This window comes from Mycobacterium sp. NGS68 (genome assembly GCF_059812195.1).
Genome location: NZ_JCALCE010000004.1, coordinates 56,620 through 78,292, shown reverse-complemented (window position 1 = coordinate 78,292; position 21,673 = coordinate 56,620). Strand labels below are relative to the sequence as shown.

At 67.7% G+C, this 21,673-nt stretch carries 21 protein-coding genes; 17 read left to right on the top strand and 4 right to left on the bottom strand.

Annotated features, from left to right (window positions below):
* Positions 1-8 precede the first annotated feature (8 nt).
* The 10 genes from AC5Y5V_RS06740 (at position 9) to AC5Y5V_RS06695 (ending at position 10,163) form a co-directional block, all read left to right on the top strand.
* Positions 9-1,268: a DNA polymerase domain-containing protein gene (locus AC5Y5V_RS06740; RefSeq protein ID WP_499932095.1), complete on the top strand. Its 1,260-nt coding sequence runs from the start codon at positions 9-11 to the stop codon at positions 1,266-1,268.
* Positions 1,269-1,294: 26 nt separating this feature from the next.
* Positions 1,295-2,293 (top strand): ABC transporter substrate-binding protein, encoded by a 999-nt coding sequence (locus AC5Y5V_RS06735; RefSeq protein WP_499932093.1) that lies wholly within the window; start codon positions 1,295-1,297, stop codon positions 2,291-2,293.
* A gap of 110 nt (positions 2,294-2,403) precedes the next feature.
* Positions 2,404-3,066 carry a 5-oxoprolinase subunit B family protein gene (locus AC5Y5V_RS06730; protein WP_499932473.1) on the top strand — a complete coding sequence of 221 codons (663 nt, stop codon included), beginning with the start codon at positions 2,404-2,406 and terminating at the stop codon, positions 3,064-3,066.
* 20 nt (positions 3,067-3,086) lie between these two features.
* On the top strand, positions 3,087-3,995 hold the full coding sequence (locus AC5Y5V_RS06725; RefSeq protein WP_499932091.1) for a 5-oxoprolinase/urea amidolyase family protein: 909 nt from the start codon (positions 3,087-3,089) through the stop codon (positions 3,993-3,995).
* A gap of 4 nt (positions 3,996-3,999) precedes the next feature.
* Entirely contained in the window at positions 4,000-4,548 is a 549-nt protein-coding gene (locus AC5Y5V_RS06720; RefSeq protein ID WP_499932090.1) for a GNAT family N-acetyltransferase, read from the top strand.
* 99 nt (positions 4,549-4,647) lie between these two features.
* Complete coding sequence (locus AC5Y5V_RS06715; RefSeq protein ID WP_499932471.1) at positions 4,648-6,057, top strand: nitrate/nitrite transporter; 1,410 nt, start codon at positions 4,648-4,650, stop codon at positions 6,055-6,057.
* A gap of 252 nt (positions 6,058-6,309) precedes the next feature.
* On the top strand, positions 6,310-7,707 hold the full coding sequence (locus AC5Y5V_RS06710) for an MFS transporter (protein WP_499932088.1): 1,398 nt from the start codon (positions 6,310-6,312) through the stop codon (positions 7,705-7,707).
* 89 nt (positions 7,708-7,796) lie between these two features.
* Positions 7,797-8,942 (top strand): uroporphyrinogen-III synthase, encoded by a 1,146-nt coding sequence (locus AC5Y5V_RS06705; RefSeq protein ID WP_499932086.1) that lies wholly within the window; start codon positions 7,797-7,799, stop codon positions 8,940-8,942.
* Positions 8,939-9,703, top strand: a complete 765-nt coding sequence (locus AC5Y5V_RS06700; RefSeq protein ID WP_499932084.1) for a sirohydrochlorin chelatase — start codon at positions 8,939-8,941, stop codon at positions 9,701-9,703. The genes AC5Y5V_RS06705 and AC5Y5V_RS06700 overlap by 4 nt, the downstream gene beginning before the upstream one ends.
* 10 nt (positions 9,704-9,713) lie before the next feature.
* Positions 9,714-10,163, top strand: a complete 450-nt coding sequence (locus AC5Y5V_RS06695; protein ID WP_499932082.1) for a TetR/AcrR family transcriptional regulator — start codon at positions 9,714-9,716, stop codon at positions 10,161-10,163.
* 4 nt (positions 10,164-10,167) lie between these two features.
* Here the strand turns inward: AC5Y5V_RS06695 and nirD are convergent, their stop codons facing one another.
* Both nirD and nirB read right to left on the bottom strand, forming a co-directional pair.
* Positions 10,168-10,539 carry a nitrite reductase small subunit NirD gene (gene nirD / locus AC5Y5V_RS06690; RefSeq protein WP_499932080.1) on the bottom strand — a complete coding sequence of 124 codons (372 nt, stop codon included), beginning with the start codon at positions 10,537-10,539 and terminating at the stop codon, positions 10,168-10,170.
* 9 nt (positions 10,540-10,548) lie between these two features.
* Positions 10,549-13,080 (bottom strand): nitrite reductase large subunit NirB, encoded by a 2,532-nt coding sequence (nirB, locus tag AC5Y5V_RS06685; RefSeq protein WP_499932078.1) that lies wholly within the window; start codon positions 13,078-13,080, stop codon positions 10,549-10,551.
* 216 nt (positions 13,081-13,296) lie between these two features.
* Between nirB and AC5Y5V_RS06680 the strand changes: the two genes are divergently transcribed.
* The 6 genes from AC5Y5V_RS06680 (at position 13,297) to AC5Y5V_RS06655 (ending at position 18,085) form a co-directional block, all read left to right on the top strand.
* A complete protein-coding gene (locus AC5Y5V_RS06680; protein WP_499932076.1) occupies positions 13,297-13,749 on the top strand; it encodes an Hsp20/alpha crystallin family protein in 453 nt (150 codons plus the stop codon).
* A gap of 147 nt (positions 13,750-13,896) precedes the next feature.
* On the top strand, positions 13,897-14,193 hold the full coding sequence (locus AC5Y5V_RS06675; RefSeq protein ID WP_499932074.1) for an Rv0250c family protein: 297 nt from the start codon (positions 13,897-13,899) through the stop codon (positions 14,191-14,193).
* A gap of 85 nt (positions 14,194-14,278) precedes the next feature.
* Positions 14,279-15,106 (top strand): succinate dehydrogenase subunit SdhC, encoded by an 828-nt coding sequence (gene sdhC, locus AC5Y5V_RS06670; RefSeq protein WP_499932072.1) that lies wholly within the window; start codon positions 14,279-14,281, stop codon positions 15,104-15,106.
* Positions 15,107-15,150: 44 nt separating this feature from the next.
* Complete coding sequence (locus AC5Y5V_RS06665) at positions 15,151-17,082, top strand: fumarate reductase/succinate dehydrogenase flavoprotein subunit (RefSeq protein ID WP_499932070.1); 1,932 nt, start codon at positions 15,151-15,153, stop codon at positions 17,080-17,082.
* Positions 17,079-17,825 carry a succinate dehydrogenase/fumarate reductase iron-sulfur subunit gene (locus AC5Y5V_RS06660; protein WP_499932068.1) on the top strand — a complete coding sequence of 249 codons (747 nt, stop codon included), beginning with the start codon at positions 17,079-17,081 and terminating at the stop codon, positions 17,823-17,825. Before AC5Y5V_RS06665 ends, AC5Y5V_RS06660 begins: the two co-directional genes overlap by 4 nt.
* Before the next feature lie 104 nt (positions 17,826-17,929).
* Positions 17,930-18,085: a hypothetical protein gene (locus tag AC5Y5V_RS06655; protein WP_499932066.1), complete on the top strand. Its 156-nt coding sequence runs from the start codon at positions 17,930-17,932 to the stop codon at positions 18,083-18,085.
* Here AC5Y5V_RS06655 and AC5Y5V_RS06650 read toward each other — a convergent pair whose 3' ends face one another.
* Together AC5Y5V_RS06650 and AC5Y5V_RS06645 are read right to left on the bottom strand one after the other, a co-directional pair.
* Positions 18,086-18,574 carry a flavin reductase family protein gene (locus AC5Y5V_RS06650; protein ID WP_499932064.1) on the bottom strand — a complete coding sequence of 163 codons (489 nt, stop codon included), beginning with the start codon at positions 18,572-18,574 and terminating at the stop codon, positions 18,086-18,088.
* Between the two features lie 6 nt (positions 18,575-18,580).
* Complete coding sequence (locus AC5Y5V_RS06645; RefSeq protein WP_499932062.1) at positions 18,581-19,630, bottom strand: isopenicillin N synthase family dioxygenase; 1,050 nt, start codon at positions 19,628-19,630, stop codon at positions 18,581-18,583.
* Between the two features lie 190 nt (positions 19,631-19,820).
* Between AC5Y5V_RS06645 and AC5Y5V_RS06640 the strand changes: the two genes are divergently transcribed.
* Positions 19,821-21,656 (top strand): acyl-CoA dehydrogenase, encoded by a 1,836-nt coding sequence (locus AC5Y5V_RS06640; protein WP_499932060.1) that lies wholly within the window; start codon positions 19,821-19,823, stop codon positions 21,654-21,656.
* Positions 21,657-21,673: the final 17 nt, after the last annotated feature.

Genomic DNA, 21,673 nt, shown 5'->3' with positions numbered 1-21,673 from the left:
GAATTACCATGTACCCCATGAGCGGCCCGGTGTCACTGGAGGTTTCCGGCCGCGAGGTCACCATCACCCATCCGGACAAAGTCGTCTTCGACGGCCACGGCGATGCGCCCGCCCACACCAAGCTCGACCTGGTGCGCTATTACCTGGCGGTCGCCGAAGGGGCGCTGCGCGGCGTGGCCGGACGGCCGATGATCCTCAAGCGCTTCGTCAAGGGCATCGGGCAAGAGGCGGTGTTTCAGAAGCGGGCCCCGGCCAACCGGCCGCAATGGGTGGACGTTGCCGAGCTGCGCTATGCCTCGGGCACCTCGGCCAAGGAAGCGGTCATCCACGACGCCGCCGGACTGGCGTGGGCGATCAACCTGGGTTGTGTCGATCTGAACCCGCATCCGGTGCTCGCCGACGACCTGGACCATCCCGACGAGCTGCGGGTCGACCTCGACCCCATGCCGGGGGTCCCCTGGCGGCGGATCGTCGAGGTGGCGCTGGTGGCCCGCGAGGTGCTCGAGGACTACGGCCTGGTCGCCTGGCCGAAGACGTCCGGGTCGCGCGGCTTCCACATCTACGCCCGGATCGCGCCGCGGTGGCGGTTCCCCCAGGTGCGGCTGGCAGCCCAGACCGTCGCGCGCGAGGTCGAGCGGCGCATTCCCGACGCGGCGACCAGCCGCTGGTGGAAGGAAGAGCGCGAGGGGGTGTTCGTCGACTTCAACCAGAACGCCAAGGACCGCACGGTCGCCTCGGCCTACTCGGTGCGCGCGACGCCGGACGCCCGGGTGTCGACACCGCTGCATTGGGAGGAGGTCGCCGACTGCGATCCCGAGGCGTTCACCCTCGCGACCGTGCCCGCCCGGTTCGCCGAACTGGGTGACCCCTGGGCGGGAATGGATTCCGGTGCCGCCGGCGATCTGGACCGGCTGCTGATGCTGGCCGAAGAACTGGGCCCGCCGGAGAAGGCTCCCAAAGGCGCGCGCGGCACACCGAAAAGCGCTGCCGGCAGGCGGGTCTCGGCGATGCCGCTGATCGAGATCGCCCGCACCAAGACCAAGGACGAGGCGATGGCCGCGCTGGACACCTGGCGCGATCGCCATCCCGGCGTGGCGAAGCGGCTGCAGCCGGTCGACGTCCTGGTCGACGGCATGCGCGGGCCGAGTTCGATCTGGTACCGCATCCGGATCAACCTGCAGCACGTCCCGGTCGACGAACGCCCGCCACAGGAAGAGCTAATCGCGGACTACAGCCCCTGGACGAATTACCAGGGGCCGCGTAACTGACGGCCCTCGTTCGCTACTCTCACGCTGTGCGACAGCAGGAATGGAGTCGGCGGGGGTTTCTCCAGCTGGCGGGGGCCGCCGGGGCGCTGGCGGCCGGAACAGCCGCGGGGTGTTCGTCACCGAAGCCGCCGCCGGGCTCGCCGGGTGGCGGAGCGGTGACCATCACCCACGCCTTCGGCCAGACCGTCATCAAGGCGCCGCCCAAGCGCGTCGTCAGCGCCGGCTACACCGAGCAGGACGATCTGCTCGCCGTCGGCGTCGTGCCCATCGCGGTGACCAACTGGTGGGGTGACCAGCCGTTCGCGGTGTGGCCGTGGGCCCAGCCCAAGCTCGGCGACGCGAAGCCGACGGTGTTGAACCTGGACAACGGAATTCCGGTCGACCAGATCGCGGGCCTGAAGCCGGACCTGATCGTCGCCGCCAACGCCGGCGTGGACGCCGACACCTATCAGAAGCTTTCGGCGATCGCCCCGACCATCCCGCAGTCGGGCGAGGACGCCTTCTTCGAGCCGTGGAAGGACCAGGCCACCGCGGTCGGCCAAGCCGTGTTCGCGGCCGACCAGATGAAGTCGCTGATCGACGCCGTCGACAAGAAGTTCACCGCCGTCGCGCAGAAGAATCCGCAGTGGAAGGGCAAGAAGGCGTTGCTGATGCAGGGCCGGTTCTGGCGGGGCACCGTGGTCGCGACGCTGGCGGGTTGGCGCACCGGCTTCCTCTCCGACATGGGCCTAGCGATCCCCGACAGCATCAAGGAGTTCGCCGCCGGCCACAGCGCGGTCATCCCCCGCGACCACATCAAGGCGGTGCTCGACTCCGCCGACGTGGTGATCTGGTCGACCGAGAACCCGGACGAGCAGAAGGCGCTGCTCGCCGATCCCGAGGTGGCGGCGGCGCAGGCCACCGCCCAGAACCGGCACGTCTTCACGACCAAGGACCTGGCCGGCGCGATCGCGTTCGCGTCGCCGCTGAGCTACCCGGTGGTAGCCGATCAGCTGCCCCCACTGATCGGCAAGATCCTGGGCTAATTGAGCGTTTGCTAAGGCACCTCTGGCAGTGCTCGAAATTCCGTCGGCTGCCCCTCGCCGACCCCCCGATTCCGGCTTACCTTCGAAGTATGAGCGCGACGGATCTGTCCATGGAGTTTTCGGAGGACCCTGCGGAAGTGCCCGTGGCACGGCCGGTCGTCGTCGACTACGGCGACCATGCGGTGATGCTGCAGTGCGACAACACCGCCGATGTGTTGGCGTGGACGGCGGCGTTGCGTGCAGCGGCCCTGCCCGGCGTCGTCGACATCGTGCCGGCGTCGCGCACCGTGCTGCTGAAACTCGACTCGCCACGCCACCAAGGGGTTACGCGTCAGCGGGTGCGCAAGCTGCGGGTCAGCGCGCAGCCGGTCGATGCGGCCGGCTCCGAGGGCCGCGCCGACGTGGTGATCGACGTGGTGTACGACGGCCCCGACCTGGCCGCGGTCGCCGAACACACCGGACTGACCACCGCGCAGGTCATCCACGCCCACACGGCCACCCTGTGGCGGGTGGGATTCAGTGGTTTCGCACCCGGTTTCGCGTATCTGGTCGACGGCGACCCGCGCCTGCGGGTGCCCCGCCGGTCCGAACCGCGGACCACGGTGCCAGCCGGTTCGGTCGCCCTGGCCGGCGAATTCAGCGCAGTCTATCCCCGGCAATCGCCCGGCGGCTGGCAGCTCATCGGCCGCACCGAAGCCGTCCTGTGGGATATCGAGCGGCCCAATCCGGCGCTGCTGACGCAGGGCATGTGGGTTCAGTTCCGGGCAGCGTGACGGACCAGAAGGAGCACGTCGTGATAACCCTGGAAATCCTTCGCACCGGACCGCTGGCCGTCCTACAGGACCTGGGCCGGCCCGGGCTGGCCCACCTCGGCGTCAGCCGGTCCGGCGCCGCCGACCGCCGCTCGCACACGCTGGCCAACCGGCTGGTCGCCAACCCCGACGACCGCGCCACGGTCGAGGTGACGTTCGGCGGCTTCGCGGCCCGGGTCCGCGGCGGCGACGTCGACGTCGCGGTCACCGGCGCCGACACCGGCGCATCCGTGGACGGAAAGGTATTCGGCAACAACAGCATTCAGCACGTGCGGGACGGCCAGGTGATCACGCTGGGCACTCCTCGCGCCGGGCTGCGCACGTATCTGGCCGTGCGCGGCGGCATCGGCGTGGCACCGGTGCTCGGTTCGCGCAGTTACGACGTCATGTCCGCGATCGGCCCGGCGCCGCTGCAGACCGGCGACCGGCTGCCGGTGGGTGAGCACTCCGACGACTACCCCGAACTCGAGCAGGCCCCGGTGGCCGCGATCGCCGAACAGATCGTGGAGCTGCTGGTAATACCCGGGCCGCGCGACGACTGGTTCGTCGACCCCGACGTCCTGGTGCACACGGTGTGGATGGCCTCCGACCGCAGCGACCGGGTGGGCATGCGCCTGGTCGGCCGCCCGCTGCATTACCGCGACCCGCAGCGGCAACTGCCCAGCGAGGGTGCCACCCGTGGCGCAATCCAGGTGCCGCCCAACGGCTTACCGGTGATCCTGGGACCCGATCACCCCGTCACCGGCGGTTACCCGGTGGTGGGCGTGGTGGTCGACGAGGACATCGACAAGATCGCCCAGGTGCGCCCCGGCCAGCATGTGCGGCTGCACTGGGCGCGGCCGCGGTCGCTGGGGCGCCGGCTCAGCGCGGCCGCCGCGGGTTGGCCCTGACCCCGTGACCGGCACCCAGGTGCACACCGCCCGCCTGGTGCACACCGCCGACCTGGACGCCGAGGCGCGCCAGCGCGTCTGCCGAATGGTCACCGACGCGTTCGCCGGGGACTTCACCGAAACCGATTGGGAGCACGCTCTCGGCGGCATGCACGCCCTGATCCACTGGCACGGCGCGATCATCGCGCACGCCGCGGTGGTGCAGCGCCGGCTGTATTACCGCGGTAACGCACTGCGCTGCGGCTACGTCGAAGGCGTTGCGGTACGCGAGGATTGGCGCGGCCAGGGTCTGGTAAGCGCCCTGTTGGACGCCGTCGAGCAGGTGATGCGCGGCGCCTATCAGCTCGGGGCGCTCAGCTCCTCGGCGCGGGCGCGCCGGCTCTACACGTCGCGCGGCTGGCTGCCCTGGCAGGGCCCGACGTCCGTGCTGGCCCCCACCGGCCCGACCCGTACACCCGACGACGACGGGTCGGTGTTCGTCCTGCCGGTCGGCATCAGCCTGGACACGTCGGCGGAGCTGATGTGCGATTGGCGTGCCGGGGATGTCTGGTAGGCGTCTCACACCGCCGGCACCGCGCCGGTGAGCTGAATTTCACGCCCGGGTCACTGCGGGCGGCGTCGCGGGCAACAAACGATTTCTAGCGTGAGCGCCATGAACCGCTCACACCGCCTGTTGGACTGGGACCCGGAAGACACCGTGGCCTGGGAAGCCGGCAACAAGTACATCGCCCGGCGCAACCTGATCTGGTCGGTGGCCGCCGAACACGTCGGGTTCTCGATCTGGTCCATCTGGTCGGTGATGGTGCTGTTCATGCCGGCGTCCGTGTACGGCCTGTCCGCGGGTGACAAGTTCCTGCTCGGCGCCGTCGCGACGCTGGTCGGCGGCTGCCTGCGCTTTCCCTACACCTTCGCCACCGCGAAATTCGGCGGCCGCAACTGGACCATCTTCTCCGCGCTGGTGCTGTTGATCCCGACGGTCGGCACCGTGGCGCTGCTGGCCAACCCGGGCCAGCCGCTATGGCCGTATCTGGTCTGCGCGGCGCTCGCAGGGTTCGGCGGCGGCAACTTCGCCTCGTCCATGACGAACATCAACGCGTTCTACCCGCAACGACTCAAGGGCGCGGCGCTGGCGCTCAACGCCGGTGGCGGAAACCTCGGCGTGCCGGTGATCCAGCTGGTGGGCCTGTTGGTGATCGCGACCGCCGGCAACCGGCAGCCGTATTGGGTGTGCGCCGTCTACCTGGTGCTGCTGGCGGTCGCCGGCGTCGGCGCGGCGCTGTACATGGATAACCTGCCGCAGTACCGCATCGAGATGAGCACCATGCTTGCGGTGCTGAAGGAGCCGCACACCTGGGTGGTGGCGCTGCTCTACATCGGCACCTTCGGTTCGTTCATCGGGTTCTCGTTCGCCTTCGGCCAGGTGCTACAGATCAACTTCCTCGCCGGCGGCCAGAGCGCGGCGCAGGCGTCCTTGCACGCGGCCCAGATCGCCTTTGTGGGACCACTATTGGGCTCGCTGTCCCGCGTCTACGGCGGTCGGCTCGCCGACCGCATCGGCGGCGGACGGGTCACCCTCGCCGTCTTCGGCGCGATGATCCTGGCCGCCGGAATACTGGTCGGTGCAAGCACTTTCGCGGGCCACATGGCGGGACCCGTGCCCGCCGCGACGATGGCCGGCTACGTCGTCGGGTTCGTCGCGCTGTTCATCCTGTCCGGCATCGGCAACGGCTCGGTGTACAAGATGATTCCGTCAATCTTCGAGGCACGCAGCCACCGCCTGCAGGTCGGTGAAGCCGAACGACGGCAGTGGTCGCGGTCCATGTCCGGCGCGCTGATCGGCTTCGCCGGCGCGGTCGGCGCGCTCGGCGGCGTGGGCGTCAATCTTGTTTTGCGGCAGTCATATCTGAGCAGTGGCACCGCGACGGCGGCATTCTGGGCCTTCGCGGTGTTCTACGTTGCCGCGCTGGTGCTGACGTGGGCGGTGTACGTGCGCCGGCCGATGCGGGCCGAACTGCGGGCCGCGCCGGACGCCGCCGCGTCGGCGGGGCTGGCGTACGTGTGACGCAATGTATTGCAACTCACACAAACTGTTGCCCCTGTCAGTGATTTGCCAGATAACTGGGATTCAACTTTCAGGCGAATCGGGCCATATCGAGTTGACGGCTCTTCGTCGCGGATGTGAGCATCGAAATAGACGGCGGCGCATGCGTCTTCACTGCGAGTTCGGTGCGGGCAAGACGTGACGCACGCAACTACACGGGGTGTGATCCAGCCCAGCCGCGGAATTATCCCGTCCACGAAAGGTGCACAGCGCATGGGCCGCAACCATCGCATTACCGACTGGAATCCCGAAGACACCGCGGGCTGGGAGGCGGGCAACAAGCTGGTTGCACGTCGCAATCTGATCTGCACGCTGGCGGGCGACCATGTCGCGTTTTCGATTTGGAGTCTCTGGTCGGTGATGGCGCTGTTCATGCCCGCGTCGGTGTACGGCTTCAATGCCGGCGACAAGCTCTTGCTGAGCGCGGTCGCCACCCTGGTCGGCGGCGGCGCCCGCATCGTTTACACGCTGGGCATCGCCAGGTTCGGCGGTCGCAACTGGACCACCTTCTCGGCATTCGTGCTGTTGATCCCCACCGTCGGCACCATCGTTCTGCTGGCCCATCCGGGCCTGCCGCTGTGGCCGTATGTGCTGTGCGCGGCGCTCACCGGGCTCGGTGGCGGCAACTACGCGGCGTCGCTGGCCAACGTCAACGCGTTCTACCCGCAGCGGCTCAAGGGCGCCGCCCTGGCGATCAACGCCGGCGTCGGCAACCTCGGGGTAGCGGTGATCCAACTGGTCGGCCTGCTGGTGCTCGCCACCGCCGGCCATGAGGCCCCCTACTGGGTGTGCGCGGTTTATCTGGTGTTGCTCGCGATCGTCGGAATCGCGGCAGCGGTGTTCATGGACAACCTCGAGCACCACATCGAGGTCAGTCACATGCGCTCGATCCTGTTCGACCGCGACACCCTGGCGATCTCACTGCTCTATGTCTGCACTTTCGGCTCGTGGATCGGGTTCTCCTTCGCCTTCGGTCAGGTCATGCAGCTCAATTTCCTGGCCAACGGAGAAACCGCCAAGCACGCCTCGCTGCACGCCGCCCAGATCGCGTTCCTCGGGCCGCTGCTGGGCTCCCTGGCCCGGATCTACGGCGGCCGGCTGGCCGATCGGCTGGGCGGCAGCAGGGTCACGCTGGGCGTCCTGGGCGGCATGATCCTGGCCGCGGGACTGCTGTTCGGCATCAGCGGTCACTCGCCGCGGGCCGGGGCGACGAGCACGCTGACGATGATCGGCTACGTCGCGGGTTTCATGGTCCTGTTCGTGCTGTCCGGGATGGGCAACGGTTCGGTGTTCAAACTCATCCCGTCGGTGTTCGAAGCGCGCAGCCGGTCGCTGGCTGTCACCGACGACGAACGGCGCCACTGGTCGCGGGCGATGTCGGGCGCGCTGATCGGGATCTGCTCGGCGGTCGGCGCCCTCGGCGGCGTCGGAATCAACCTGGCGCTGCGCGAGTCCTACCTGCGCAGCGGCTCCGGAACGGCGGCCTACGCGGTGTTCCTGGCGTCGTACTTCGCCGCGGCAATCCTGACCTGGGTGATGTACGTGCGCCGAACCGTCCCGGCCGTCGGGTTGGCCGGGACGGCGCCCGAAGTGGGGCTCGTGCGTGTGTGAAGATGACGGCAATTCAGCACCCGCCACGGGCAATGCTGCGGCAATTGCCGGGTAACACAACGGAAATCAGACGGGCATACACAGTTCATATGGGCCAGCCAGACACTGCGCCACTGACCGGTTACCGGATCGCGGTAACGGCGGCTCGGCGTTCCGAGGAGCTGTGCGCATTGCTGCACCGACAGGGCGCCGAGGTCTGCGCCGCCCCGGCAATCAACATGATCGCCCTGCCCGACGACCACGAGTTGCACGCCAACACCGAGGCGTTGATCGCCGAGCCGCCGGACATCCTGGTCGCGCACACCGGCATCGGTTTCCGGGGCTGGGTCGCCGCGGCCGAGGGCTGGGGATTGGCCAGTCAGCTCATCGAGGCCCTCTCGCCCGCTCGGGTGGTGTCCCGCGGGCCGAAGGCAACCGGCGCGCTGCGCGCCGCCGGCCTGCGCGAGGAGTGGTCGCCGGAATCGGAGTCGTCGCAGGAAGTTCTGGAATACCTACTCAAATCGGACTTGTCCGGCACACGCATCGCGGTGCAGCTGCACGGCGCCGCCGACGCGTGGGATCCGTTCCCCGAGTTTCTCGGCGGGTTGCGCTTTGCCGGCGCCGAGGTGGTGCCGATCCGCGTGTACCGCTGGAAGCCAACAGCATTGGGCGGCGACTTCGACCAACTGGTCACCGGCATCGCCCGGCGGCAGTTCGACGCGGTCAGCTTCACGTCGGCTCCCGCGGCGGCCGCCGTGCTGGAACGCAGTCGCGAGCTGGACATCGAGGACCAGGTGCTCGACGCGCTGCGCACCGACGTGCACGCCATGTGCGTCGGACCGGTGACCTCGCGGCCGCTGATCCGCAAGGGCATCCCGACCTCGTCCCCGGAGCGAATGCGGTTGGGCGCCTTGGCCCGCCACATCGCCGAGGAATTGCCGGTGCTGGGCTCGTGCACCGTGACGTCGGCCGGTCACGCGGTCGATATCCGGGGGACCAGCGTCCTGGTGGACGGTACGGTCAAGACGCTGTCACCATCCGGCATGGCGATACTGCGGGCGCTGGCGAAGCGTCCGGGTGACGTCGTCACGCGCAGCGACCTGTTGCGGGTGCTACCCGGCAACGGCAACGACACCCACGCCGTGGACACCGCCGTGCTGCGCCTCCGAACGGCGCTGGGCGACAAAAACATTGTCGCGACGGTGGTCAAACGCGGCTACCGGCTCGCGATCGACACCCCGGCGGGTGTGGCATGAGCCTGATCCTGGTAGCCCACGGCACCCGCAGGCCGGAGGGCGTCGCGATGGTCGGTGATCTCGCCGCCCAGGTGGCCACCCTGGTCGGCGGCGCCATCCAGGTGGCGTTCGTGGACGTCCTGGGACCCACACCGAGCGAGGTCCTTTCGTCGTGCGTGACCGACGCACACGCGGCGCGACCCGCCGTCATCGTGCCGGCCTTCCTGTCCCGCGGGTACCACGTCCGCTCCGATCTGCCCGCGCACGTGACCGCCAGCGGACACCCCCACGTCGTGCTGACCCCCGCCTTGGGGCCGAGCCGCGAGATCGCGCACCTGCTGGCCGATCAGCTGGCGAAATCCGGCTGGCGCCGGGGCGATTCGGTGGTCCTGGGCGCGGCGGGCACCTCGGATCCGGTCGCCCGCGCCGACCTGCGCCGTGCCGCCGCGCTGTTGTCCGCACTGACGGCGTCGCGGGTGGACCTGGGATTCGCCGCCACCGGCGCTCCGGACATCCGCACTGCGGTCGCCAACGCCCGCAGTCGGGGCGCCGAGCGCGTCGTGGTCGCTTCTTATCTGCTGGCCGAGGGCCTGTTTCAGGAGCGGTTGCGGGCCTGTGGCGCCGACGTCGTGACGGCCCCGCTGGGCAGCCATCCGGGGCTGGCCCGGCTGGTCGCGAAGCGCTTCCTGTCCGGCGTGCCGAGCGCGCGCCCGTGGTCCTGCCGTAGCCGGCTGGCCACGCCGAGGGCAGCGGCGCTTGCCCTTTGGGGGATATCTAGGTAATCCTGGCAACATGGCCCGTAACGAAGAGCCCTCGCGTGGGCTCCTCGATGACGTGGCAAAAATGCTGCGTTTGCCGTTCAGCACACCGGAGTTCATCGACCGGATATTCACCGGCAGCGTCAACCAGGTAGGCCGCCGCACGCTCTACATGCTGATCACCACCTGGGACGCCGCGGGCGGCGGGCCGTTTGCCGCCAGCGCCGTCGCCTCCACCGGGCTCGCCAAGACCGCGGAGATCGTGCAGTCGATGTTCATCGGCCCGGTGTTCAATCCGCTGCTGAAGATGCTCGGCGCCGACAAGGTCGCCGTCCGCGCGTCGTTGTGCGCCTCTCAGCTGGTCGGTTTGGGCATCATGCGCTACGGGGTGCGCTCAGAGCCACTGCACTCGATGACGGTGGAGCAACTCGTGGACGCGATCGGCCCGACGATGCAGCGCTACCTCGTCGGCAAGATCGACTGACGCGCTAGGCCGCGATTCGCGCGGCCGCGGTCCGCCCGACCTGGATGTGCCCTTGCGGCGTCACGCGCACCGGGTACACCGGCACCGATATCTCCGGGTCGTCCAGGCAGCCACCGTCGTCCAGCGCGAAAGCCTGCTTGAGGATCGGCGATTGGACGACGGCCCGGCCGGCGCGGTCGCCGACGATCCCGCGGGACAGCACCGCCGCGCCCGAGAACGGGTCCACGTTGCCGACGGCACGCACCGAGCCGTCATCGAGGCGGAACAATGCCGCCTGACTGCCGTCGTCGAGCAGCACGCCGACGCCGCGGCCCGGGATCAGGTGGTCGTAGTCGCACGCGGTGGTCCACACGTGTATGTCGTCGCGCAGTTTCATGGTTGCTCCTTATGATCGGCGAACTCGTGGGATGCCAATGGGCACGGGCACTTTGCGTCCGGCGCGTTCGGTGAACTCCACCGTCGGGTCGACCGCGTCGGGGGCGTTGACGAAGGAGACGAACCGCGACAGCTTGTCCGGGTCCTCCAGCACGCCCTTCCATTCGCACTTGTAGTTGTCCACGTGCCGCGCGATGGCGGCCTCGAATTCGGCGGCCAGGCCCAGCGAGTCGTCGCAGACGACCTCCCGGACGTGCTCGAGGTCAAGCGATTCCACCCACGGCGCGGTGCGCTGCAGCCGGTCGGCCGTGCGGATGTAGTACATCAGGAACCGGTCGATGTAGCGGACCAGCGTCTCGGTGTCCAGGTCACCGGCCAGCAGCTGCGCGTGCTTCGGCGTCATACCGCCGTTGCCGCCGACGTAGAGGTTCCAGCCCTGTTCGGTGGCGATGACGCCGACGTCCTTGCCGCGCGCCTCCGCGCACTCGCGCGCGCAACCCGAGACGCCCAGCTTGATCTTGTGCGGCGCCCGCAGCCCGCGGTAGCGCAATTCCAGGTCGATGGCCAGCTGCACCGAATCCTGCTGGCCGTAACGGCACCAGTCGCTGCCCACGCAGCTCTTCACCGTGCGCAGCGCCTTGCCGTACGCGTGGCCGGATTCCATGCCGGCGTCGACCAGCCGCTTCCAGATCGCCGGTAGCTGGTCCACCCGGGCGCCGAACAAGTCGATCCGCTGGCCGCCGGTGATCTTCGTGTAGAGACCGAAGTCCTGCGCAATCTGGCCAATCAGGATCAGGTGCTCGGGCTTGATGTCGCCGCCGGGAACCCGTGGCACCACCGAGTAGCTGCCGTTGCGCTGAATGTTGGCCAGGAAGTGGTCGTTGGAGTCCTGCAGCGACGCCTGCTCCCCGTCGAGAATGTGGTCGGAGCCGGTCGAGGCCAGGATCGACGCGACGACGGGCTTGCAGATGTCGCAACCCTTTCCGCGCCCGAACCGTTCCAGCAGCCCGGAGAACGTCCGGATCTCGGTGGCCGAAACGATCTCGAACAGCTCCGCCCGCGACTGGCCGAAGTGCTCACACAGCGCCTTGGACTGTTCCACGCCTTCGGCTTCCAGCAGCTGCTTGAGCAACGGCACACACGACCCGCACGAGGTGCCGGCCGAGGTGCAGGACTTGAGCGCGGGAACGTCGGCGCACCCGTCGGCGATGGCGCACTTGAGGTCGCCCTTGGTGACGTTGTTGCACGAGCAGATCTGCGCCGAATCCGGAAGCGCCCCAACGCCCAGCGCGCCGGCGCCGTCACCCGAGCCGGCCGGCGCGATCAGCGCCAGCGGGTCGCCGGGCAACTCGCTGCCGACCATCGGCCGCAGCACACCGTAGGAGGACGCGTCACCCACCAGCACGCCGCCCAGCAGCGTCTTGGCGTCGTCGGAGAGCACCAGTTTGGCGTAGGTGCGGTTCACCGCGTCGTTGATGGCGACCTCGAGGCAGTTCTCGGTGGTCCCCATCGCGTCGCCGAAGCTGGCGACATCGACGCCGAGCAGCTTGAGCTTGGTCGACAGATCCGCTTCGGGGAATTCCGCGGCGCCCTCGAGCAGTCGGTCCGCGACCACCTCGGCGCTGGTGTAGCCGGGCCCGACCAGGCCGTAGCAACGGCCCTCGATCGCGGCGACCTCGCCGACGGCGTAGATGTCGGGATCGCTTGTCCGGCAGGACAAATCGGTCAGTACGCCGCCGCGCTCGGCGATGTCCAGGCCAGCCGCCCGGGCCAGCTCGTCGCGCGGCCGCACGCCCGCCGCGAAGACCACCACACCCGCGTCGATGACCTCGCCGTTGTTCAGGCTCACCCGCACCGACTCGCCGAGCGGATCGATCGACTCGGTGCCGACGCCGACGTGGATGTCGATGCCGAGGTCCGCGACCATCCGGGCCAGCAGCGCGCCGCCGGCCTCGTCGGTCTGCTGGGCCATCAATCGCGGCATCATCTCGACGACGTGGGTCCGCAAACCGAACTGGCGCAACGCATTGGCGGCTTCCAGCCCCAGCAGCCCGCCGCCGATGACCACGCCGACATCCGTGCGCTGCGCACCGGCGCGGATGGCGTCAAGGTCGTCGAGCGTGCGGTACACGTGGCAGGCCGACAGGTCGTGGCCGGGCACCGGCGGAACGAAGGCGTACGAGCCGGTGGCCAGCACCAGCGCGTCGTAAGCGTGCCGCTGACCGTCGGCGGTGACCACTGACTTTGTCGCGCGGTCGATTTCGGTGACACGGGTGTTCAGCAGCAGCTGGACCGTCTCGTCGCCGGCGTAGTCGTTACCCGGCAGCGCCAGCAGGGCCCGGTCCCAGCTCTCGGTGTAGGAGGTCAGGCCGACACGGTCGTAAGCCGCGTCGGCCTCCTCGGCCAGCACGGTGACCCGCCACGACGCGTCTGTGTCGCGGGCCCGCAGCGCCTCGACCAGTCGATGGCCCACCATGCCGTGCCCGACCACGATGACGTGACGGGTGGCACAGTGCGCGCGGGAGGTCTCGGCTGAAGCCATGGCACGAGGTTATGGGCCGGAAATTACCGAAAAAATCCCAGAATGTGACGCGCTTATCACGGGGCCCTCACAGCTGTTAACTACCTGTGTGAAGAGTTTTCGCTGCCGGCGAACGAGCAGGTGGAACTTAAGCGTGGTCGACTCATGTTTGACCTATTAGCAACCCGGCAAGACGCCGGACACAGCTAACTCACAAGGAAGCATAAGGAGATACCCATGAGCAACTTGACACTGTGGTCGCGTCCGGCGTGGGACACCGATCGGTGGCTGCGCGATTTCTTCGGTCCCGCCGCGACAGCGGACTGGAACAAGCCGGTGAGCAGCGGTTTTAGCCCGGCCGCCGAGGTCGTCAAGGACGGCGACGACGCGGTGGTCCGCGTGGAACTGCCCGGCGTCGACGTCGAAAAGGACGTCAACGTCGAGGTCGACTTTCACAACGGGGCAAGCCGGCTGGTGATCCACGGCGAACACCGCGACGAGCACGCCGACGAGGCGAACGGTCGCACGCTGCGGGAGATCCGGTACGGGTCGTTCCGGCGGTCATTCCAGCTGCCCGCGCACGTCACCGGCGAGGCCATCTCGGCGTCGTACGACGCGGGCGTGCTGACCGTCCGGGTAACCGGCGCGTACGCCGGGACCCAGGCGCAGCGCATCGCCATCGCGAAGTAGATTCGCGGGCTCGAACCACCGCCGAGTGTCGGGTTGTGACACGCTTAGCCGCCTTTCGCGTGGATCAAGTCGACACTCGGCGGGCTGCGGTGGATAGTATCTGGGGAGGTACTGTGATCCATACCACCGCCTGCTCGAGGAGATCGATTGTCCGCCACTACTGAACTCGCCGAGTTGCACGATCTGATCGGCGGCCTGCGGCGGTGTGTGACCTCGTTGAAAATCCGCTACGGGGACAGCCCGGCGATGCGGCGGATCATCATCGATGCGGACCGAATCCTCAGTGACGTCGAATTACTCGACACGGACATCGCCGAATTGGACCTGGACCGGGCCACCGTGCAACAGCACAGCGAGCGGATCGCCATCCCCGACACCGACTACGACCGCGATTTCTGGCGCGACGTCGATGACGAGGGTGTCGGAGGTCACAACAGGTCCTGACGAGCCTGACAAGTAAGCCCCGCTAAAAAGGTGGGGCTTGTTCTGTGTACCCTTCGATCCAACAGCCCGTTCGAAGGAACACTTGATGAGCGCACCCACGGCGAACCGCCATGCGTCCGGCGTCTTCTCACCCGGCCGCGCCGAAATCCAGCAACGGACCCTCCGCACCGACCGGTGGTGGATGTCGCCGCTGCGGGTCGATCTGGGCTTCGCCGCATTCGTCATCTACGCGACCGTGCGCGCATTCCAGCAGGACCACTATTTCGTTCCGCAGTACCACTACCTGACGCCGTTCTACTCACCGTGCGTCAGTCACGGATGCACCGAAGCAGCCAGCGAATTCTGGCCGCGGATCCTGCCGGACGTGTGGTGGCTGCCGTACGCGGCACTGACGCTGCCATTCCTGTTGCTGTTCCGCCTGACCTGCTACTACTACCGCGGCGCCTACTACCGGACGGTGTGGCAGTCGCCCACCGCGTGTGCGGTCGCCGAGCCCCGCGTCCACTACAGCGGCGAGACGAAATTCCCGCTGATCATCCAGAACACCCACCGGTACTTCTTCTATATCGCCGGGATCATCTCGGTGATCAACACCTACGACGCGATCGTCGCGTTCCACTCCGACGCCCGCGGCGGCTTCGGCTTCGGCCTGGGCAACCTGATCCTGCTCGGCAACGTCATCATGCTGTGGATCTACACCCTGTCCTGCCACTCCTGCCGCCACGTGACGGGCGGCCGGCTCAAGCACTTCTCCAAACACCCTGTGCGGTATTGGATCTGGACCCAGATCAGCAGGCTCAACACGCGGCACAAGCTGTACGCCTGGATCACCCTGGGCACCCTGATGGTGACCGACTTCTACGTCGCACTGGTCGCCAGCGGTCACCTGACGGACCTGAGATTTGTTGGCTGACAAGCCGTTTGAAGGAAAGTCCAGAATAAGCGAGCGAGGATTTCATGGTTGAGGTCGAACGGCACTCCTACGACGTAGTCGTGATCGGTGCCGGCGGCGCGGGGTTGCGTGCGGTCATCGAAGCGCGCGAACGGGGCCTCAAGGTCGCGGTGGTGAGCAAGTCGCTGTTCGGCAAGGCCCACACGGTCATGGCCGAGGGTGGATGTGCCGCCGCGATGGGCAACACCAACCCGAAAGACAACTGGAAGACCCACTTCGGCGACACGATGCGCGGTGGGAAGTTCCTGAACAACTGGCGGATGGCCGAGCTGCACGCCAAGGAAGCGCCGGACCGGGTCTGGGAGCTGGAGACCTACGGCGCCCTGTTCGACAGGCTCAAGGACGGCAAGATCAGCCAGCGCAACTTCGGCGGGCACACCTACCCGCGCCTGGCGCACGTCGGCGACCGCACCGGCCTGGAGCTGATCCGCACCATGCAGCAGAAGATCGTCTCGCTGCAGCAGGAGGACTTCGCCGAACTCGGCGACTACGAGGCGCGCATCAGGGTGTTCGCCGAATGCACCGTCACCGAACTGCTCAAGGACCACGGCGCGATCTCCGGCGCGTTCGGCTACTGGCGGCAGACCGGCAAGTTCGTCGTGTTCGAGGCGCCCGCCGTGGTGCTGGCCACCGGCGGCATCGGCAAGTCGTTCAAGGTGACGTCCAACTCCTGGGAGTACACCGGCGACGGGCATGCGCTGGCGCTGCGGGCCGGCGCGACCCTGATCAACATGGAGTTCATCCAGTTCCACCCGACGGGCATGGTCTGGCCGCCCAGCGTGAAGGGGATTCTGGTCACCGAGGGCGTGCGCGGCGACGGCGGAGTGCTGAAGAACTCCGAGGACAAGCGCTTCATGTTCGACTACATCCCCCCGGTGTTTAAGGGCCAGTACGCCGAGACCGAGCAAGAGGCCGACCAGTGGCTCAAGGACAACGACTCGGCCCGCCGTACCCCGGACCTGCTGCCCCGCGACGAGGTCGCCCGCGCCATCAACTCTGAGGTGAAGGCCGGCCGCGGCACCCCGCACGGCGGCGTCTACCTGGACATCGCGTCCCGGCTGACGCCCGCGGAGATCAAGCGGCGACTGCCCTCGATGTACCACCAGTTCATGGAGCTGGCCGAGGTCGACATCACCACGCAGCCAATGGAAGTCGGGCCCACCTGCCACTACGTGATGGGCGGCATCGAGGTCGACGCGGACACCGGGGCGGCCACCGTGCCGGGGCTGTTCGCCGCGGGCGAGTGCTCCGGCGGCATGCACGGCTCCAACCGGCTCGGCGGCAACTCGCTGTCCGACCTGTTGGTGTTCGGGCGGCGCGCGGGCCTGGGCGCGGCCGACTACGTGCGCGCGCTCAGCAGCCGCCCGACCGTCTCCGAGGAGTCGATCGACGACGCGGCCAAGGTGGCGCTCAAGCCCTTCGAGGGACCGTCCGGCGGCGCGGCGGCGGAGAACCCGTACGCGCTGCACATGGACCTGCAGTACACGATGAACGACCTGGTCGGCATCATCCGCAACGCCGACGAGATCACGAAGGCGCAGACGCTGCTGAACGAGCTGTGGGCGCGCTACCAGAACGTGAAGGTCGAGGGCGACCGCCAGTACAACCCCGGCTGGAACCTCGCGCTGGACCTGCGCAACATGTTGCTGGTCAGCGAGTGCGTGGCCAAGGCAGCCCTGGAGCGCACCGAGAGCCGCGGCGGCCACACCCGCGACGACCACCCCGGCATGGACGCCAATTGGCGCAACACCCTGCTGGTATGCCGTGTCGGATACGGCGACACCAGCGACTCCCGCGTCATCATCACCCGGGAATCCCAGGTCCCCATGCGCCCCGACTTGCTGGAGCTTTTCGAGATCTCGGAGCTAGAGAAGTACTACACCGACGAGGAACTCGCCGAGCATCCAGGACGGACCCCAAGGATGGAGAGCCAATGAGCTACAACGCGAGCATGCGCGTATGGCGCGGCGACGAAAGTGCCGGCGAACTCCGCGATTTCACAGTCGAGGTCAACGAGGGCGAGGTCGTGCTGGACATCATCCTCCGGCTGCAGCAGACCCAGGCGCACGACCTCGCGGTGCGGTGGAACTGCAAGGCGGGCAAGTGCGGATCCTGCTCCGCGGAGATCAACGGCAAGCCGCGGCTGATGTGCATGACCCGGATGTCGACCTTCGCCGAGGACGAGACCGTGACCGTCACCCCGATCCGGACGTTCCCGGTGATCCGTGACCTCGTCACCGACGTGTCGTACAACTACCAGAAGGCGCGCGAGATCCCGTCCTTCGCACCGCCCAAGAACCTGCAACCCGGCGAATACCGGATGGCCCAGGTGGACGTGCAGCGCTCGCAGGAGTTCCGCAAGTGCATCGAGTGCTTCCTGTGTCAGAACGTCTGCCATGTGATCCGCGACCACGAGGACAACAAGCAGGCATTCGCCGGCCCGCGATTCCTGATGCGCGTGGCCGAGCTTGAGATGCATCCGCTGGACACCATGGACCGGCGCGACCAGGCGCAGGAGGAATTCGGCCTCGGCTACTGCAACATCACGAAGTGCTGCACCGAGGTGTGCCCCGAGCACATCAAGATCACCGACAATGCGCTGATTCCGATGAAAGAGCGGGTCGCGGACCGCAAGTACGACCCGGTGGTTTGGCTGGGCAACAAGCTGTTCCGACGCTAAGACTTCGCGAGCGTAACCACACTGCGAAATTACGCGCCGGAAATCGCAGCCGCGTAACGCTCGCAGCGTCGTTAGGCTTCAGCGGCATCGGGTACCCGAAACCCATGCAAGAAGCCAAAAGCACCAACGAGATTCGCACCGCGATCCGGGAGCTCTCGGCGCGCGCCGAACTTGCGCACAAAGAAGGCCGCGAGGACGACGCCACCGAAATCGAGCAGCGCATCGACGGTTACCGAAAAGAACTGGGCGAGCGACCCTAGTTAGACGCCGAGCCGGCGGAACACGCTGCGGTGAAACACGATTGGCGCCACGTCCGCGTCGATGGTGACCTGGCTGACCCGCAGCACCACGATCGTGTGGTCCCCGGCCGGGATCAGCTGCTCGATCGCACTCTCCAGCCACAGACCGGTGCCCTTGATGAACACGGCACCGGAATTGCTGGACACCGTCTCCAGGCCGGCGAACCGGTCTCCGGTCTTGGCCGCCAGGGTGCGCGCGGCCGCGTCGTGCGCCTCGCCCAGGACGCTGATCCCCAGCATGGCGACGTCCTTGAGCTTCGGCCATGTCGTGGACGTGTTCTGCACGCAGAACGAGACCAGCGGAGGCTCCAGCGAGACCGGGACGAAGGTGCTGGCCGCAAGGCCATGGCGCACCCCGTTGATCTCGGCGGCGATCGCCACCACCCCGGACGGGAAGTGGCCGAAGGCCTCACGCAGCGACGACGGCGTCAGACTGTTGTTGGAATTCACCGGACTTCATTCGCCCCTTGACCCGAGAACGGAATTCTCGGTGTGGAGCCTACCGGGCGCATATCCGTGGGCGGCAGCCACGTCCGGGTGTGCGCGCAGCCTGCTCTTCCAGGCGTTGCGACCGTAGACCGAGAAGATCGGATCCGACGGGTCCGGCGCGCGCTTGGCGCGGGCTGCCAGCTCGGCCGGCAGCGTCAACACCGGCAGCTGCGCGTCCAGCCGCGGATTGAAGAAGTACGGCACCGAGAGCCGCTCGGCCGCCGGCAGCTGCAGCAGGTTGACCCGGTGCTCGGTGGCCCGCAGGTAGCCGCCCGTCGCGACCTCGAGCAGCTCGCCGATGTTGACGACGAACGCCCCGGCCAGCGGCGCCACGTCGATCCATTCCGGCGAGTCGGGTCGGCGCACCTGCAGGCCGCGGCTGCCCGGCTCGGCCAGCAGCAGCGTGAGCACTCCGGAGTCCTTGTGCGCGCCCACGCCCTGCGCGGTGGCCGCCCGGGCGGGATAGCGGATCACCTTGATCAGCGTGGCCGGCGTATCGGCGAAGGCGGCGTCGAACACGTCGGGCGCGCTGCCCAGCGAGGCCGCCCAGTGCCGCAGCAGGGTGCGAGCGACCCCGGACAGCGCGGCGTCCCACTCAGCGATCACGTCCGGCAGGTCCGGCAGCGCCGCCGGCCACTGGTTGGGGCCCTGCAGCCACAGGTAGTCCGGCCTGTCGGGCCCGCCGATCGGCGGGCGCTGCGGCCCGATGTCGATCTGCTCGCGCCAATCCACCTCGCCGCGGGTCAACTCGCCGCCCAGCCGGGTGTAGCCGCGGAAATGGGGACTGTGCACCATCGCGATCGCGTCTTTGTCCGCCTGCGGCAGCGCGAACAGCCGCCGTGCCGCGTCGAGCACCCGCTCGGCCAGCGCGAGCGGCACGCCGTGGCCCGTCAGATAGAAGAAACCCACCTCGTGGGCGGCCGCGCGCAGACGCGCACGCAACCGGTCCGCGTCGTCGCTTAGGTCCACGACCGGCAGCGCCGTGACGCTCCCCACACTTGTCATGTCGTCCATCATCGTCGCAGGTGAAGCGGGTTTACAACGCGCAACGCGGGCCAGCCCAACCGGTTGGTTAGTTAGCCAGTGAAATTTAGCTCACACCCACTTGCGTTGAAGTTACCGACGGGTATATTTTAGCGGTGTTACTGGTGGGTAACTTAGCCCTAGTACCCAACCACAAGTGGCATCTCAACGAGGAGGAATGTCAGTGAGCCACTACAAGAGCAACGTCCGCGACCAGGTTTTCAACCTGTTCGAGGTATTGGGCGTTGACAAAGCACTAGGCCAAGGCGACTTCAGCGACGTAGACAGCGACACCGTCCAGGAAATGCTGGCCGAGATCAGTCGGCTGGCCGAAGGACCGGTGGCCGCGTCGTTCATCGAAGGCGACCGCAACCCCCCGGTTTTCGACCCAGAAACCCACACGGTCACGCTGCCCGGCTCCTTCAAGCAGTCGGTGCGGGCGATCGTGGACGCAGGTTGGGACAAAGTGGGCCTGGTCGAGGTCCTCGGCGGCATGCCGATGCCCAAGGCCGTGGTGTGGGCCCTCAACGAGCACTTCCTGGGCGCCAACCCCGCGGCGTGGATGTACGCCGCCGGCGCGGCCTTCTCCCAGATCGTCTACCACAACGGCACCGACGAGCAGAAGAAGTGGGCCATCCTGGCCGCCGAGCGCGGCTGGGGATCCACGATGGTGCTCACCGAGCCGGACGCTGGTTCCGACGTGGGAGCCGGCCGCACCAAGGCGGTCCAGCAGGAGGACGGCTCCTGGCACATCGACGGGGTGAAGCGATTCATCACCTCGGGTGACTCCGACGACCTGTTCGAGAACATCTTCCACCTGGTGCTGGCCCGCCCCGAGGGCGCCGGCCCCGGCACCAAGGGCCTGTCGCTGTTCTTCGTGCCCAAGTTCCTGTTCGACTTCGAGACCGGCGAACTGGGCGAGCGCAACGGCGTATTCGTCACCAACGTCGAGCACAAGATGGGCCTGAAGGTCTCCGCCACCTGTGAGCTGTCGCTCGGTCAGCACGGCGTGCCCGCCAAGGGCTGGCTGGTCGGCGAGGTGCACAACGGCATCGCGCAGATGTTCGAGGTCATCGAGCACGCCCGCATGATGGTCGGCACCAAGGCCATCGCCACGCTGTCGACCGGTTACCTCAACGCCCTGGAATACGCCAAGTCGCGCGTGCAGGGCGCGGACATGACCCAGATGACCGACAAGACCGCCCCGCGGGTGACCATCACGCACCATCCCGACGTGCGCCGGTCCCTGATGACCCAGAAGGCCTACGCCGAGGGTCTGCGTGCGCTGTACCTCTACACCGCCACCTTCCAGGACGCCGCGGTGGCCGAGGCCGTGCACGGTGTGGACGCCAAGCTGGCCAACAAGATCAACGATCTGCTGCTGCCGGTGGTCAAGGGTGTGGGCTCCGAGCAGGCGTACGCCAAGCTCACCGAGAGCCTGCAGACCCTCGGTGGGTCGGGCTTCCTGCAGGACTACCCGATCGAGCAGTACATCCGCGACGCCAAGATCGACTCGCTCTACGAGGGCACCACGGCCATCCAGGCGCAGGACTTCTTCTTCCGCAAGATCGTCCGCGACAAGGGTGTGGCGCTGGCCCATGTGGCGAGCGAGATCCAGGCGTTCGTCGACAGCGAGTCCGGCAACGGCCGGCTCAAGTCGGAGCGCGAACTGCTGTCCAAGGCCCTGATCGACGTCCAGGCGATGGCGGCCTCGCTGACCGGCTACCTGATGGCCGCGCAGGAGGACGTTACCAGCCTGTACAAGGTGGGTCTGGGTTCGGTCCGCTTCCTGATGAGCGTCGGCGACCTGGTCATCGGCTGGTTGCTGCAGCGTCAGGCGGCGGTCGCGATCGCGGCTCTCGACGGTGGCGCCAGCGGTGCCGACCGGTCGTTCTACGAGGGCAAGATCGCCGTGGCGTCGTTCTTCGCGAAGAACTTCCTGCCGCTACTGGCCAGCACTCGCGAGGTGATCGAGACGCTGGACAACGACATCATGGAGCTCGACGAGGCCGCCTTCTAAAGCCGGTCCTCAAAGCC